General features: G+C 67.5%; 12 protein-coding genes. 3 read left to right on the top strand and 9 right to left on the bottom strand.

Translation table 11 applies throughout. The features are described 5' to 3' along the window. The first annotated feature begins 58 nt into the window (after positions 1-58). From cydD to BSZ39_RS02975, 3 genes are read left to right on the top strand one after another with little or no spacing between them, the layout of a single operon-like run. Entirely contained in the window at positions 59-1741 is a 1683-nt protein-coding gene (cydD, locus tag BSZ39_RS02985; protein ID WP_245792405.1) for a thiol reductant ABC exporter subunit CydD, read from the top strand. Beyond that, positions 1734-3509, top strand: coding sequence for a thiol reductant ABC exporter subunit CydC (gene cydC / locus BSZ39_RS02980; RefSeq protein ID WP_073715905.1), 1776 nt, complete (start codon positions 1734-1736; stop codon positions 3507-3509). Before cydD ends, cydC begins: the two co-directional genes overlap by 8 nt. Further along, positions 3506-5167: a GAF domain-containing sensor histidine kinase gene (locus BSZ39_RS02975; protein WP_073715904.1), complete on the top strand. Its 1662-nt coding sequence runs from the start codon at positions 3506-3508 to the stop codon at positions 5165-5167. Before cydC ends, BSZ39_RS02975 begins: the two co-directional genes overlap by 4 nt. On the opposite strand, the gene BSZ39_RS02970 is transcribed toward BSZ39_RS02975, so the two are convergent. From BSZ39_RS02970 to BSZ39_RS02930, 9 genes are read right to left on the bottom strand one after another with little or no spacing between them, the layout of a single operon-like run. Then, positions 5168-5782: a response regulator gene (locus tag BSZ39_RS02970; RefSeq protein ID WP_425425666.1), complete on the bottom strand. Its 615-nt coding sequence runs from the start codon at positions 5780-5782 to the stop codon at positions 5168-5170. It lies immediately after the preceding gene. A gap of 46 nt (positions 5783-5828) precedes the next feature. After that, complete coding sequence (gene mutM / locus BSZ39_RS02965; protein ID WP_073715902.1) at positions 5829-6731, bottom strand: bifunctional DNA-formamidopyrimidine glycosylase/DNA-(apurinic or apyrimidinic site) lyase; 903 nt, start codon at positions 6729-6731, stop codon at positions 5829-5831. Next, positions 6724-7404: a ribonuclease III gene (rnc, locus tag BSZ39_RS02960; RefSeq protein WP_073715901.1), complete on the bottom strand. Its 681-nt coding sequence runs from the start codon at positions 7402-7404 to the stop codon at positions 6724-6726. The genes mutM and rnc overlap by 8 nt, the downstream gene beginning before the upstream one ends. After that, positions 7401-7997: a YceD family protein gene (locus BSZ39_RS02955; protein WP_158025077.1), complete on the bottom strand. Its 597-nt coding sequence runs from the start codon at positions 7995-7997 to the stop codon at positions 7401-7403. Before BSZ39_RS02955 ends, rnc begins: the two co-directional genes overlap by 4 nt. After that, entirely contained in the window at positions 7987-8517 is a 531-nt protein-coding gene (locus BSZ39_RS02950) for a hypothetical protein (protein WP_073715900.1), read from the bottom strand. Before BSZ39_RS02950 ends, BSZ39_RS02955 begins: the two co-directional genes overlap by 11 nt. Further along, on the bottom strand, positions 8517-9005 hold the full coding sequence (gene coaD / locus BSZ39_RS02945) for a pantetheine-phosphate adenylyltransferase (protein ID WP_073715899.1): 489 nt from the start codon (positions 9003-9005) through the stop codon (positions 8517-8519). Before coaD ends, BSZ39_RS02950 begins: the two co-directional genes overlap by 1 nt. Then, positions 9002-9568: a 16S rRNA (guanine(966)-N(2))-methyltransferase RsmD gene (gene rsmD, locus BSZ39_RS02940; RefSeq protein ID WP_073715898.1), complete on the bottom strand. Its 567-nt coding sequence runs from the start codon at positions 9566-9568 to the stop codon at positions 9002-9004. The genes coaD and rsmD overlap by 4 nt, the downstream gene beginning before the upstream one ends. Further along, entirely contained in the window at positions 9565-11733 is a 2169-nt protein-coding gene (locus BSZ39_RS02935; protein ID WP_073715897.1) for an ATP-dependent DNA helicase RecG, read from the bottom strand. The genes rsmD and BSZ39_RS02935 overlap by 4 nt, the downstream gene beginning before the upstream one ends. Beyond that, the gene (locus tag BSZ39_RS02930; RefSeq protein ID WP_073715896.1) at positions 11726-13216 is read right to left on the bottom strand and encodes a DAK2 domain-containing protein; all 1491 of its coding nucleotides are present in this window, start codon (positions 13214-13216) and stop codon (positions 11726-11728) included. Before BSZ39_RS02930 ends, BSZ39_RS02935 begins: the two co-directional genes overlap by 8 nt. Positions 13217-13318 lie beyond the last annotated feature (102 nt).

Raw genomic sequence — 13318 nt, 5'->3', positions numbered from 1 at the left:
CTCGACTTTGGGATAATGACATCTTGTGAAACCTCTTGACCCGCGGCTGCTCGCTCACGTGAAGGCTACACGAACGTATATCGCGTGGACCGCGGTGACCGGGTTCCTCAAAGCGGCGCTCATCGTCGCCCAAGTGCTACTCATCGCCTATGCGATCGCTCCCGTCATCACCGACCACGTGAGCTTCACCTCCCGGCTACCGATCATCTGGGCGCTCATCGGTGTCGCACTCGCCCGCGTCGCCATCACGACCCTGCACGAGCGGTACGCGCACCGCGCCGCCGACCGGGTCGTCGCCGAACTGCGGGCCAAGGTGTTGCACCATTCGATCGCGCGCGGCCCGCGCGCCAGCACCGATAGCGGCGCCGAAACCGTCACTCTGCTGACCCAGGGCCTGGAGGACCTGCGCCCCTATTTTGTGCGGTATGTCCCGCAGCTCATCCTCGCGGCCACCGTGACCCCGGCGACGCTCCTCGTCGTCATTATCTACGACTGGGTCGCGGGCCTGACGATCCTGTTCACGATCCCGCTCATTCCGCTGTTTATGGCGCTCGTCGGCTGGATGACCCAGTCGTATTCGACGACCCGACTGGCAAAGATGCGGCTGCTGAACGCCGAGGTCATTGACCTGCTCGCCGGGCTGCCCACCCTGCGCGGGTTCGGTCGGGAACTCGGTCCGATCGCCCGCGTCAAGGTCCTCGCCCGCAGCTATACCAAGGTGACGATGCAGACCCTGAAGGTCGCATTCTTATCCGGCGCGGTCCTCGAATTCCTCGCCACGCTCTCCGTCGCGCTCGTCGCGGTCGGCGTCGGCATGCGCCTCGTCACCGGCCTCATGGTGCTGCTGCCGGGCCTCGTCGTCATCATGCTCGCGCCCGAGTGTTTCCACCCGCTGCGCCAGGTGGGCGCGCACTTCCATGCCTCAGCCGACGGGATTGCGGCTGCCGATGCGGCCTTCGACATCCTGAATTCACCGACGCTTAGCGACGGTAGCGGCGAGCTTCCCCACCCGAATGGGCGGCCCTCCCCCACGCTTCAGTTCCACGACCTCACCGTCCACGCACCCGGGCGCGATGTCGCCGCCCCCGCTGCGCTATCGGGGGTTGCGAAGCCGGGCGAGATCACCGCGCTCGTCGGCCCGTCGGGGGCCGGCAAGACTACCGCTGTCATGGCGGCACTCGGTCTTGTCGATCCCGACGACGGGTTCGTGAGTGTCCAGCTTGGCGAGGAGAGCCATCGGGTAGCCGACCTCTCGCGCGAGAGCTGGCACCGCTGGTGCACGTGGGTGCCGCAGCGCCCCGCGATCCTGCCTGCGACGGTCCTTCAGCAGTTCGACGATGCGGAAGCCTCTGACGCGCCCCTGCTGACCGGCGGCGCCGATCTACCCTCGGCTCGGCTGGAGGCCGCGGCCGAACTCACCGGGCTCGGCGCCATCGTCGCGTCGCTTCCCGACGGCTGGGATACGTTCATCGGGCACGGCGGCTACGGTCTGTCGGTCGGCCAGGCGCAGCGTCTCGCGCTCACCCGAGCGCTGGTGTCCCCCACGCCCGTGATGATTCTCGACGAGCCGAGCGCACACCTCGACTCCGCGGCCGAGGACGCCGTCCTCGCGGCACTCGCGGCGCTGAAGGCGCGCGGCTGCACGGTCCTCGTCGTCGCGCACCGCTCCCGCCTCATTGAGGTGGCCGATGCGGTCCTGCCGGTCACCTCGACACGGTTGGAGGTGAGCGCCCGTGACTAACGATCTGCGCCGCGCCGTGCGGCTGTTGAAGATCTCCAAGCCCGCCTTCGCCCTTGCGGTCCTGTACGGCACGCTCGGCCTCGGCTCGGCGGTCGCCCTGTCTGCGGTTGCCGCGTGGCTCATTGCGCGCGCCTCCCAGATGCCGCCCGTCTTGACGCTCACGGTTGCGGCCGTCGCGGTACGGACTTTCGGCGTGTCGCGTCCAGTGCTGCGCTACCTCGAGCGCCTCGCCTCCCATCGCGTCGCTCTCGATGGCATGGCCGAGATTCGCGTCCAGACCTATCGAATCGTCTCGCGCGGAAACGTCGCCTCGCTGAAGAACCTGCGCCGCGGCGACCTGCTTGCAAGGACCTCAAGCGATGTCGAAGAACTCGCTAACGTCGTCGTCCTGTCCTTCCTGCCCGCAGCTGTCGCAGCGAGCGTCGGAATCGGCGTCGTCGTCTTCCTCGCGTTCTTCTCCCCGCTCATCGCGCTCATCGTGGCGCTGTGTCAGCTCGCGGCCGGGATCCTCGGCCCCTATTTCACGATGCGCGGCGCGAAGATCTCCGAACTGTCGCGCCGACAGTCCGAGATCGAGCTCGCCGCCGACGCACTGACCTCGCTCGAGCATGCCTCCGAGCTGCAGGTTGCCGGACGCCTTCCCGAGCTGCACGACCGCATCTCGCGGCACGAACGGGAGTTGTCGGCCGCCTCCGACCGGGCGGCACTGCCCGCCGCGCTGGGTCAGGGCTTCGACACGCTCGCGCTGCTGGCCGCGGTCATCGGCGCGGTGGTCGTCGGCATCAATGCGCTGCACGCGGGCCAGTTGAACGAGGTCGAGCTCGCCGTCGTCGTCCTCACCCCGCTTGCCGCATTTGAGGCGACCGCCCTGCTCGGCCCGGCCGCGGTGCAGCTCGTGCGCTCCTCGGCTGCGGCCTCCCGGATCCTTTCGCTCCTCGATGCGGCGCACGGCGCTCCCGTCACCGAGCCGCTGTCCAAAGACCTCGATCCCGCCCCGGCTCCGGCCGCCTCGTCCGGTGGCCGGAGTGCTTCAGCCAGCCTCGAATTGCGGGACGTCAGCGCCGGCTGGCCCGACGCCGAGACCGTGATTTCCGATATCTCGCTCACCGTGCCGCCGCGCGGCAGCGTCGCCATCGTCGGGCCGTCGGGCATCGGGAAGACGACACTGCTCGCGACCCTCGCGGGCTTTATCCCCGCCCGCTCCGGGAAGATCCTGCTGGACGGCACGGAGGCGACGCGCACCGACCTGGCGCGCATGGTTGCCGTGACCGAAGAGGACGCGCATATCTTCCACACGAGCCTGCTGGAAAACCTGCGCGTCGGCAACGGCTCGCTCACCGACGAAGGCGCCACGGCGCTGTTGCAGCGCGCGGGCCTGGGCGACTGGCTCGCGGCGCTGCCCGAGGGGTTGCACACCGTGCTCGGCTCCGATGGACACACCGTCTCGGGCGGCGAGCGGCGCCGCATCCTGCTGGCGCGTGCCCTCGGGTCCCACGCGCCGATCCTCGTCATGGATGAGACCGCCGAACACCTGGACGGGCCGACCGCCGACGCCCTCATCGCGGACCTGTTTGCCACGATGAAGTCCGAGGGGCGTAGCGTCGTCCTTGTCACGCACCGCCTCACGCCGCTTAGCGCGGCCGATGAGGTCATCATGCTCGGCAGCGAGGGCCCCGCCCAGATTATCGACCGGGGCACCCACGATGAGCTGATCACGCGCAACGCACACTATCGTTGGCTGCTAGAGCAGGAAAAGGAGATCGTATGAGTGAGGACTACGCGCCCGACGCGCTATACGGAGCAGCGCTCGATCTCACGGCGACGCTGGAGACGCCCGAACTGCTGCAGCGCTTCGTCGATCTCGCAGCCGAGTTGACCGACGCGCGCTACGCCGCGCTGGGCGTCCTCGCCTCCGATGGTTCGACCGTCCAGTTCGTCCACCACGGGATGGCGCCCGACGACGTCACAAAGCTCGGCCACCCGCCGCGCGGCACCGGCGTGCTCGGCGCGATCCCGGCCGACGGCGCGCTCGTCCTTGAGGACCTGACGACGCACGAGGACTTCGGGGGCTTTCCCGAAGGGCATCCGCCGATGCGCTCCTTCCTCGGCGTTCCCGTGACGATCCGCAACCAGGTCTTCGGGCGGCTCTACCTCGCGGAAAAAGACGGCGGCTTCACGCGCCTGGACGTGCGCACGATCCAGTCGCTCGCCGCGGCCGCCGCGGTCGCCGTCGAGAACTCGCGCCTGTACGGCATGGCACGGGCCCGGGAGCGCTGGATCCAGGTCTCCCAGGAGATCACGACGACCCTGCTGGAGGGCACCGAGGAGGAAGAAGCCCTCGAGATGATCGCGCACCGCGTGCGCGAGGTCGCGGGCGCCGACACGAGCTGCATCGTGCTACCGAGCCTCGGCACGTCGTGGGCCTGCGAGATCTCGGATGGCTACCGCTCCCGCGACCTGCTCGGCACCGTCTTCCCCTCCGATGGGCGCGCCCTGACGGCGCTTGCTGACGGCACGGGCCTCATCGTCGACTCCCTGGAGCGTGTCTCCTCGCTCAAGGTTCCCGCGCTGCGGCATTTCGGTTCGGCGCTGTACGCCCCGATGATCGTACGCGGCGCCCGGATGGGCGTCATGATCCTGCTGCGCAAACCCGGCCGCCCGCCCTTCGAAGGCACGGATCTGCTCATGGCTGAGGCCGTGGCACAGCAGGCGGCGCTCGCCCTCGAACTCGCCGCGGCCCGCCACGCCGAAGACCTCGCAAACCTCGGTGACGAACGCGCGCGCATCGGCCGCGACCTGCACGACCTGGCCATTCAGCAGCTGTTCGCGACCGGCATGCAGCTCGAGTCCGCACGCGAACAGGTGCGCGCGCTCGGCCGCGAAGACCTCGCCGAGGTGCTCGAATACTCACTGTCGTCCGTCGACGAATCCGTGCGCCAGATCCGCTCGATCGTGCACCGGCTGCGCGAACCCGATGAGGCCCTGATCATCGTCGAGCGCCTCCGGCGCGAGGCATCCCTCGGGCGCACGTCGCTCGGGTATGCGCCCTCGCTCGTGATTTCCGTCGATGGTCAGGATGTCGATGACTCCGATGATGGGACACTGACAGATCAGCTCGATGCGCGTATCGATCCCGATATCGCCGATGACGTCGTCGCGGTCGTTCGTGAAGGCCTATCGAATGCGGCGCGGCACGCGCGGGCGCATTCGGTGCAGGTGCGCGTCGGCGTGATCGGACGGGGTCCGACGGGCCGGATCGAAATCCAGGTCGAGGACGACGGGGCAGGGCTCAATCCGCGCTCCACGCGCCGTTCCGGGCTCGATAATCTTGCCGCGCGGGCACGTCGTCACGGCGGCAGTTTCTCGCTGGGACGACCGGAGATCGGGCGCGGGACCCTGCTGAGCTGGCAGGTCCCGCTCACCTAGCTACTGGCGCCAGCCGGCGGCGCGCTGGCCAGCGACCCAGGCGGCAACCTGGGTGCGGCGCTGCAAACCCATCTTGGCAAGCAGCGCGGTGATGTGGTTCTTCACGGTCTTTTCCGCGACTCCAAGCCGTTCGCCGATCTCGCGATTGGACAGGCCATCACCGATGAGCTCCAGCACCTTACGCTCCGACGGCGTGAGATTCGCGGTGGGATCCTCGTGATCGGCCCGACGACGCGTGACCGTACGCTCATCGAGCAGTACCCGGCCGTCGGCGACAGCCTTGACGACATCGGAGATCTCGACGCCTCGCACTGTCTTCAGCAGGTAGGCCTTCGCGCCCGCATCCAGCGCCTGCGAGACCGCATCATCATCGTCGAAGGAGGTGAGGATGACGGCCTTGGCGTCGGGCACTTCCTGCCGCAGCGCGTTAATGATGTCGATGCCGGTACCATCGGGCAGCTGCAAATCGACGAGCACGACCTCGGGCCGCACGAGCGTCGCGCGACGGACGGCTTCCGCCACGGTTCCGGCCTCGGCGACAACCATCAGGCCGTCGGCTCGGTCGACGATTTCCGCAATTCCGCGGCGCACGATCTCGTGATCGTCGACGATCATCACACGAATATCTCGGGGGGCAGGAGAAGTGGTCACGGACATGACCCTAGCACTTTGCCAGGTGTGCTGGCGCGGGTGTGCGTTGACACGATGGGCACCGGTGCGATGACCGGTTCGCAAACGACTCCCGCACGATCGGACGAGCGCAGCGGACGCACGGGAGGCCAGCCCGACCGTAGACGGTGAGCTCGCGTTCGAAATAGCCCGAACGCCCGGCCACATCGACATATAGCACGTCGAAGGAGGTGCCGCCGGCCGCAAGAGCTTGCGTCATGACCTCTCGGGCTTCGTGCAGGACTTTGAGCGCCTGTTTCTGGCTCATCGTGGCCGTCGCCCGGCGCGGATGGATGCGGGCGTGAAAGAGCGATTCGTCGGCGTAAATATTGCCGATGCCCGACACGACGGTCTGGTCTAGCAGCGCCCGTTTGATCGAGGTGGTCCGTCCACGGATCGCGCGGGCGATGGCGGGCAGGTCGGCGTAAGAATCGAGTGGATCGCGCGCGATATGCCAGATGGCGGTGGGGATTCGTGGCTGGTTGCTCCCCCAGCCCGCGGGTTGGCCGTCGGGGGTTTCGTGACTTTCGGAGATCATGAGGTGGCCGAAGGTACGCTGGTCGACGAACCAAACTTCGTGGCTGCCGATCGCGAAGCGTGCGCGAAGATGGTGGCGCGGCATTCCGGGGCGCGGATCGATGAGGATCTGGCCGCTCATGCCGAGGTGGATCAGCAGTGTGGCATCCGAGTTGCCGAATTCGCACCACAGGTACTTTCCACGGCGCGCGATCGCGGTAATGCGGGCGCCGGTGGTGGCATCGGCTAGGGCAGCCTCCCCGCCGGGGCTGCGGCGCGTCGCCCGCGGGTGCCGGAACTCGACTTCAGTGATGACCTGGTCGAGCACGTGGTCCGCGAGGCCCGCGCGAACCGTTTCGACTTCGGGTAGTTCAGGCATCGCCCAGCTTGGCCATGGCCTCCGCGCTCGCGTCGCGCAGCGCCACCCGCTTGCTCGTGGCCGCTGCCTGCCCAAAGACGTGGCCGACGGTGACGGTCGCGTGGTAGCGGCGGTCGTGGTCGGGGCCGGAGGATTCGACTGTGTAGGTGGGCTCGTCGAGCCCTAGCTCGGCCGCCCGCAGCATCAACTGCGTGCGCCAATCGACGCCCTGGCGGCCGGAGACTACCTGCTGCAGCTGGAACTGAATTAGGCGCATCACCATCGCGCGCGTGACCTCGAGCCCGTGCGTGAGGTAGGTGGCGCCGATGAGGGCTTCGACCGTGTCGGACAGGATCGAGTCGCGGTCGTTGCCGCCCGTCTTCAGTTCGCCCTTGCCAAGCAGTAGGAAGCCGCCGAGATTGATCTCGCGCGCGACCTGTGCGAGCGATTCTTGGGAAATGACGCCGGCGCGCAGCATCGAGAGTTCCGCTTCCGAATGATCGGGGTACTTGTGGTACAGGTAGTCCGTCACGATGATGTCGAGGACCGCATCGCCGAGAAACTCTAGGCGCTCGTTGTCCGGCATGCCGCCCGCTTCGTGGGCGAAGGAGCGGTGAGTGAGCGCAAGGACCAGCAACTCGTCGGGGATCGTGACCCCGAGGTGATCCAGGATGGCCGGAGGAGTCGGGCTCATTCGGCGCCGTCCACCTCATCGCCGTCCTGCGGGCTCATGAGCGCGCCGAGGGCCTGCCAGCGAGGATCGATGGTCTCGTGGTGGTGGTCTTCGTCGGCGTCCCGCAAGACGATGCCGCATTCGGCGCACAGTCCTTCGCAGTCCTCGCGGCATAGCGGGCTGAACGGCAGTTCGCCAAGGATCGCGTCGCGGACGACCTGTTCGAGGTCGAGGTAGTTATCGGTGATGCGGTAGAGCTCTTCAGCTTCCTCATCGCCCTCCTCCTTGGCCCGCGTTACGGCCTCGGGGTAGAGGAAGAGCTCGTCGATGCGGGTGTCGACCTCGCGGGACAGCGGGGTCAGGCACCGCACGCATTCCCCCGCGACGGTCGTTTTCACTCCGGCGGAGACGAAGACGCCATCGAGGACGGAGTCGAGCGTGCCATCGATCGTGATGGGCTCGCCTTCGTCGATCCACGTGACGTCGCTCCCCCAGCGTTCGGCGAGCCGGATCTCGCGATCGAGGTCGCGTTGCGTTCCGGGTGAGCGGGGCAGCTCGGCGAGGTCGACCACCCACGGGCTGTTGGCATCGATCGCACCTCGGTTATGCATCATCTGAGGAGTCCTTCTTTCCGGCGGCCGTCTCATCATAGGCGGCTATGGCTTCGCCGAGGACCTTGCGCCCGCCCGCGACTTCCCGCAGCGCACGGTTGAGGTTGACCTCGAGCTGCGCGAGAGTGCGGTCGCAATAGTCTTGGGCATCGCGCGTGAGTTTGGCGGCCCGGGCTTCGGCTTCGACTTCGACGTGTTTGGCGTGCCGGGTGGCGGTGGTGACGACTTCTTCGTTGCCGAGGAGTTGTTCGGCTTCGCGCCTCGCCTGCGCGCGGATCCTCTCGGCCTGCTCGCGTGCGGATGCGATGGTCACGTCGGCGCCGCGCAGCGTCGCGTCGGCGCGGGCGATCTCGGTGGGAATCAGCTCGCGGGCGGTGTCGATCATCTCGAGCATTTCGGCGCGCGAGACGAGGACGGAAGCACTCATGGGCATGGCACGCGCGTTGCGGACCATGTCAGCGAGCGTGTCGAGGATTTCCGTGAGGGAACTACCCCGGTGTTCGGACGTCGCTTCCTCGTTCACTAGCCCCTCCGGCTAAAGGCACCACTCAGGGCTCGCGCGACGGCAGGATCGACGAACTCCGAGACATCTCCGCCGTGGCGGGCGACATCCTTGACGATCGACGAGGCGATGTGGTTCAGCCCGGGGGCGCCCATGATGAAGACGGTTTCGATATCGCACAGTTCGCGGTTCATCAGGCTCATCGCGAGTTCTGCATCGAAATCGGCCGAGCCGCGCAGGCCCTTGACGATCGCGGTGGCGCCTTCTTCGCGACAGAAGTCGGCGAGCAGGCCGGGAACGGGCTTCACCTCGACGTTTTCAATCTCCTGGGTCGAGGCACGGGCGAGCTCGACCCGGGTGTCGAGGTCGAACAGGGAGTTCTTGGACGCGTTGTATGCCACGGCCACGATGACGCGATCAAACATTGATCGGGCGCGCTTGATCACGTCGACGTGACCGAGGGTCATCGGGTCATAGGAGCCGGGCAGCACTGCAATGGATGTCGTCATTCCTCTAGCCTATCGGCTCGCTCCAGGTAGGCCACCCTGGTTTCTCCATAGGCTTTCTCTTTCCACACCTGCCAACCCTCGACGTCGGTTTTCTCGCTCCGCGTCGCCGATTCGGCGACGACTAGGCCGTCGGGAGTAAGGAGGTCAAGCTCATTGATGAGGTGCAAACACCGTGCCGTGAGCTCGCCGGCGATGTCGTAGGGCGGATCGATGAAGATCACGTCATAGGCGATCGTGGCGCACTCCAGGAAGCTCGTCGCACCGGTGACATGGACGCGTGCCTGCTCAGTCAGTGCCAGTGTGCGCGCATTCGCGGTGATGGTGGCCGCGCTCTTGGAGTGGTTTTCGACGAGATCCGCGTGGCGCGCGCCGCGCGAGAGGGCTTCGAAGCCGAGAGCGCCGGAGCCCGCACACAGGTCGAGGACGCGGGCGTGGGGCAGCAGGCCGGTGGCGTCGAGAGTGGAGAAGATGGCTTCCCGGACGCGGTCGGAGGTGGGTCGGGTGCCCTTGGCGGGGACGGCGAGCTGCCGGCCGGCGAGTTCGCCTGCGATGATGCGTGTCATGTGCGCTCCAGGTACTCCCCTTCTGCGGCCAATTCCAGGAGGGCCGCGCGCAGGCCTGGTTCGTTCGCAAGCTCCGGATTGGCCGCGACCGTTTGCCGGGCGGCGGTCCGTGCATGTTCGATGATGGGGCGATCGGAAACGGCCGACAGGACTCGCAGGCCGCTGCGACCGCCGGTCTGGTAGCGGCCGAGGACATCGCCTTCGCGACGGTTCGCAAGATCGACCTCGGCGAGGTGGAAACCGTCGGTTGTCGCGCAGAACTCGGCGAGCCGGTCCGCCGAGGGCAGCGTCGGCTGTTGGGAGACGACAAAGCACAGGCCGGGCTTCGTGCCGCGACCAATCCGCCCGCGGAGCTGGTGGAGTTGGGCGAGGCCGAAGCGGTCCGCGTCGAGGATGATCATGACGGTCGCATCGGGAACGTCGACTCCGACCTCGATGACGGTCGTGGTGACGAGGATTGGTGCCTCGCCCGCGGCGAAGGCTGCCATGGCGGCATCCTTATCCGCAGCGCTCATGCGTCCGTGGAGCTGGCCGATGCTGATTCCGGCGAGGGCGGGATTGTCGGCTAGGGCAGCTGCCGTGGCGGCGACGCCGGCGAGCACGCGCGGTTTGTCGTCCTCGGCCTCGATGAGGTCGGCGCCGTCGCTCGCGTCGTCGTCGGTGCCGATGCGAGGACAGACGACGAAGACTCGCCCGCCCGCTGCGACTTCCTCGGCGGCGCGGGCCCACATGCGTGCCATCCAGCGTTCGTTGTCGTTCGCGACGCGGAAGGTTTCGACGGCTGCCCGGCCCGCTGGGACTTCGCGCAAGGTGGAGACCTCGAGGTCTCCGAAGACCGTGAGCGCGATGGTGCGCGGGATTGGGGTCGCGGTCATGTGCAGGATGTGGGCGGGTCCCGTGGGGCCGTGCCGGAGTTGATCACGCTGTTCGACGCCGAAGCGGTGCTGTTCGTCGACGACGACGAGGCCGACGTCGGTGAAGATGACGTCATTGGAAAACAGTGCGTGCGTGCCGACGATGATACTGGCTTCGCCGCTTGCGACCTCGGCGCGCGTGCGGCGGCGTTCGGCGGATTTTTGGGATCCGGTCACGAGGGTGACGTGCACTCCGAGGTCGGCGACGAGTGCGGTCAGCGTCCGGTAGTGCTGATAGGCGAGGACTTCCGTCGGGGCGAGGAGCACGGCCTGGCCGCCGCCGTCGACGACCTGCAGCATGGCGCGCAGCGCGACGACGGTTTTGCCCGCGCCCACATCGCCCTGCAGCAGTCGCATCATGGGGGTGGGGTTCGAAAGGTCGGAGGCGATCTGGTCCCCCACCGTGCGTTGTCCCTCGGTCAGGTCGAAGGGCAGCGCCGCATCGAAGCGACGGACGAGGCCGTCTTCGCTGATCGGCCAGGCCGTGGCCCGCAACTCCTTGGCGGCCTGGCGACGCTGCGCGAGCAGGAGCTGGAGGAGGAAGGCCTCGGTGAACTTCAGGTGCCCGAGTGCCTTCGCGTAGGTGTCGGCGTCGGCGGGTTGGTGGACGTTGCGGAACGTCTGCGCCAGCGAGGGCATGTCGTGCTCGGCCCGGATCGCGTCGGGGATGATCTCGGGGATGTCGCCATCGCGGGCGGTATCGAGGATCGCGCCGACCGCGGTGGCGATGGCGGACGACCCGACGGCGGAGGACGCGTGATAGACGGGCTGCAGCTCGGTCGCTTCCCGCAGCGCTGCCGCGCGCTGGGAGGGATGCTCATAGAGGTAGGCGTCCGGGTGGGAGAATTGGATCGTGCCATAGGAGTCCTTGGCCGTCCCGGCGAAGAACCCGCGCGTGCCGGGCGTGAACCGCTTCTTGTAGTACGCGATGAGGTTGCGCCGGCGCGTGAAGTGCACGAGCGTCATGGTGTCGTGGCCGTCCGTTCCCGCGACCTCGACCACGACCGTGCCGGTACGGGTCGTCTTGGAAGTCGTGGACGTGATCTCGAGTTCGACGACGGCGGGCATATCGGGCCGCAGGCGACTGATGGGCACGAGATCGCCGGGGTCGGAGAGCCGGAAGGGCACGTACCACAGCAGGTCGGTGACGCTGTGCAATCCCAGCCGCGCCAGTTTCTTCGCGCTCGTCGCCCCGAGGTGACGTGCGAGGTTCTGGTAGAAGAAGGGCCGCAGTGCCGCGTCGTTAGCCATGGCGCATGATCCACAGGTCGGGGGAACGCTGGCCGGCGGCGAGCGACTGGACTTCGATGTTTTGCGCCTGCAGAACCGGCAGGACGGAGCGCAGCATATTCGTCGCGTGGACACTGTCCCCGACGAAGACCGTGACGACGTCGTCGGCGGTTAGCGGCAGCGTTTGCAGGCACGAGGAGATCGACGCGCCACGGTCTGCGAGGTTGAACCGAAGCCCTCGCACCTCGGTGTCGGCGACGCACGCCTGCGCAATCGAGGCCGGGTCCTCATCGGAGTCGACGAGGCGAGATATCCCCCACTCGGTACAAACCGCATAGACCTGCGGGTCGTTGTGCGTCGGTGCGACATGCACGTCGATGCCCTCGGCGCGCAGTTGCGGATCGTTCGCGACTTCGCGTGCGAGGTCTGCGAGCGCGTTGCTCGCGGGCAGTACGGTGACGTCGGTGCTGCCGCAGTCGATGATCGCGCGCACCAGCGCCGAGCGGGAGGGGGCGAGCGCCGTCACCGCTCCGCAGCGGGCCAGTTCCTCGAGCAATCCGACGGCGTTCGTCGTCGCGACGATGCCGTGCGGGTCGATGGGCGCTTGGAGGTGGCGCACCAAGACCTGATGGGCGGCCGTGGCTGGCAGTGCGAGTTGCGGATGATCGGTGTGGACGTGGACGTGCCAGTGGTCTTCTTGCCCGGCCACGACCGCGACAGAGTGCCCGATATCGCTTAGTCGGCTGCGCAGGTGGGCTGCGCCGCGCCGGTCGGTCACGGTCACGTACATGACCTCGAATTCGCCCTCGTCCGGCAGGCAGGAGCCATCGCCGCTGGGGTGGGAGTCGCTGAGTTCCCACGGGATCGGGGCCCGGTCGGTGACGCCGAGAGCCTGAGCGAACGCGTCGAGCAGGACGACGTATGAGGCGGCGCCGGCGTCAATCGAGACGGGCGTACCGATCTCGGCTCCGAGCCGCTCGCCCGTCGTCGCAAGCGAGGCGATTCCCGCGGCCTGCGCGCACTTGGCGACGTCGGCGAGCGTCGCGGTCATGGGGAGCTTGACTACGGCTTCGGCGACCTCGCGGGCGACCGTGATGATCGTACCTTCGACGGGTTTGGCGACGGCGTCGCGCACAGCGATCGCGACTGCGTCTAGGGCGCGAATGAGGTCCGTCGCGCTCGCTTCGGTGACGCCCTCGAAGGTGCGCGCGAGGGCCTGGAACGCCTGGGAGATGATGATGCCGGAGTTCCCGCGGGCTCCCCACAGGGCGCCGTGGGCGACGGCGGCGGTCAGGGCGGGTAGGTCGGCGTCGTCCCCGATGAGTTGAGCCTGGCGAGCGCCGGCTGTGACAGTGAGCACCACGTTGGTTCCGGTATCGGAATCCGGCACCGGAAAGACGTTGAGCGTATCGACGCGGGTGCGTACGGCAGCGAGCGCGCGCAGGGCTTCGGTGAGCCAGGCGCGGGCGCGGTGGGCGTTGAGGGTGGTGGGTGTGGTGTCCATGTGTATCGCAGGTTACCGCCGATGTCTGACACAATCACCTCTGTGGCCTACGGCACGGGCGCAAGGGTTTGGGTTTTAGCGACAAACCTGTGTATTCTTGAC

The organism is Bowdeniella nasicola (assembly GCF_001907295.1).
Lineage (GTDB): Bacteria > Actinomycetota > Actinomycetes > Actinomycetales > Actinomycetaceae > Bowdeniella > Bowdeniella nasicola.
This window is presented reverse-complemented; position numbering and strand designations above follow the sequence as displayed.

Coding starts and splice junctions, on each gene's coding strand:
- BSZ39_RS02975 (WP_073715904.1), top strand. CDS start 3,506: ATGAGTGAGGACTACGCGCCCGACGCGCTATACGGAGCAGCGCTCGAT.
- BSZ39_RS02955 (WP_158025077.1), bottom strand. CDS start 7,997: ATGATGCATAACCGAGGTGCGATCGATGCCAACAGCCCGTGGGTGGTC.
- rsmD (WP_073715898.1), bottom strand. CDS start 9,568: ATGACACGCATCATCGCAGGCGAACTCGCCGGCCGGCAGCTCGCCGTC.
- coaD (WP_073715899.1), bottom strand. CDS start 9,005: ATGACGACATCCATTGCAGTGCTGCCCGGCTCCTATGACCCGATGACC.
- mutM (WP_073715902.1), bottom strand. CDS start 6,731: ATGCCTGAACTACCCGAAGTCGAAACGGTTCGCGCGGGCCTCGCGGAC.
- BSZ39_RS02930 (WP_073715896.1), bottom strand. CDS start 13,216: ATGGACACCACACCCACCACCCTCAACGCCCACCGCGCCCGCGCCTGG.
- BSZ39_RS02970 (WP_425425666.1), bottom strand. CDS start 5,782: ATGATCGTCGACGATCACGAGATCGTGCGCCGCGGAATTGCGGAAATC.
- BSZ39_RS02935 (WP_073715897.1), bottom strand. CDS start 11,733: ATGGCTAACGACGCGGCACTGCGGCCCTTCTTCTACCAGAACCTCGCA.
- rnc (WP_073715901.1), bottom strand. CDS start 7,404: ATGAGCCCGACTCCTCCGGCCATCCTGGATCACCTCGGGGTCACGATC.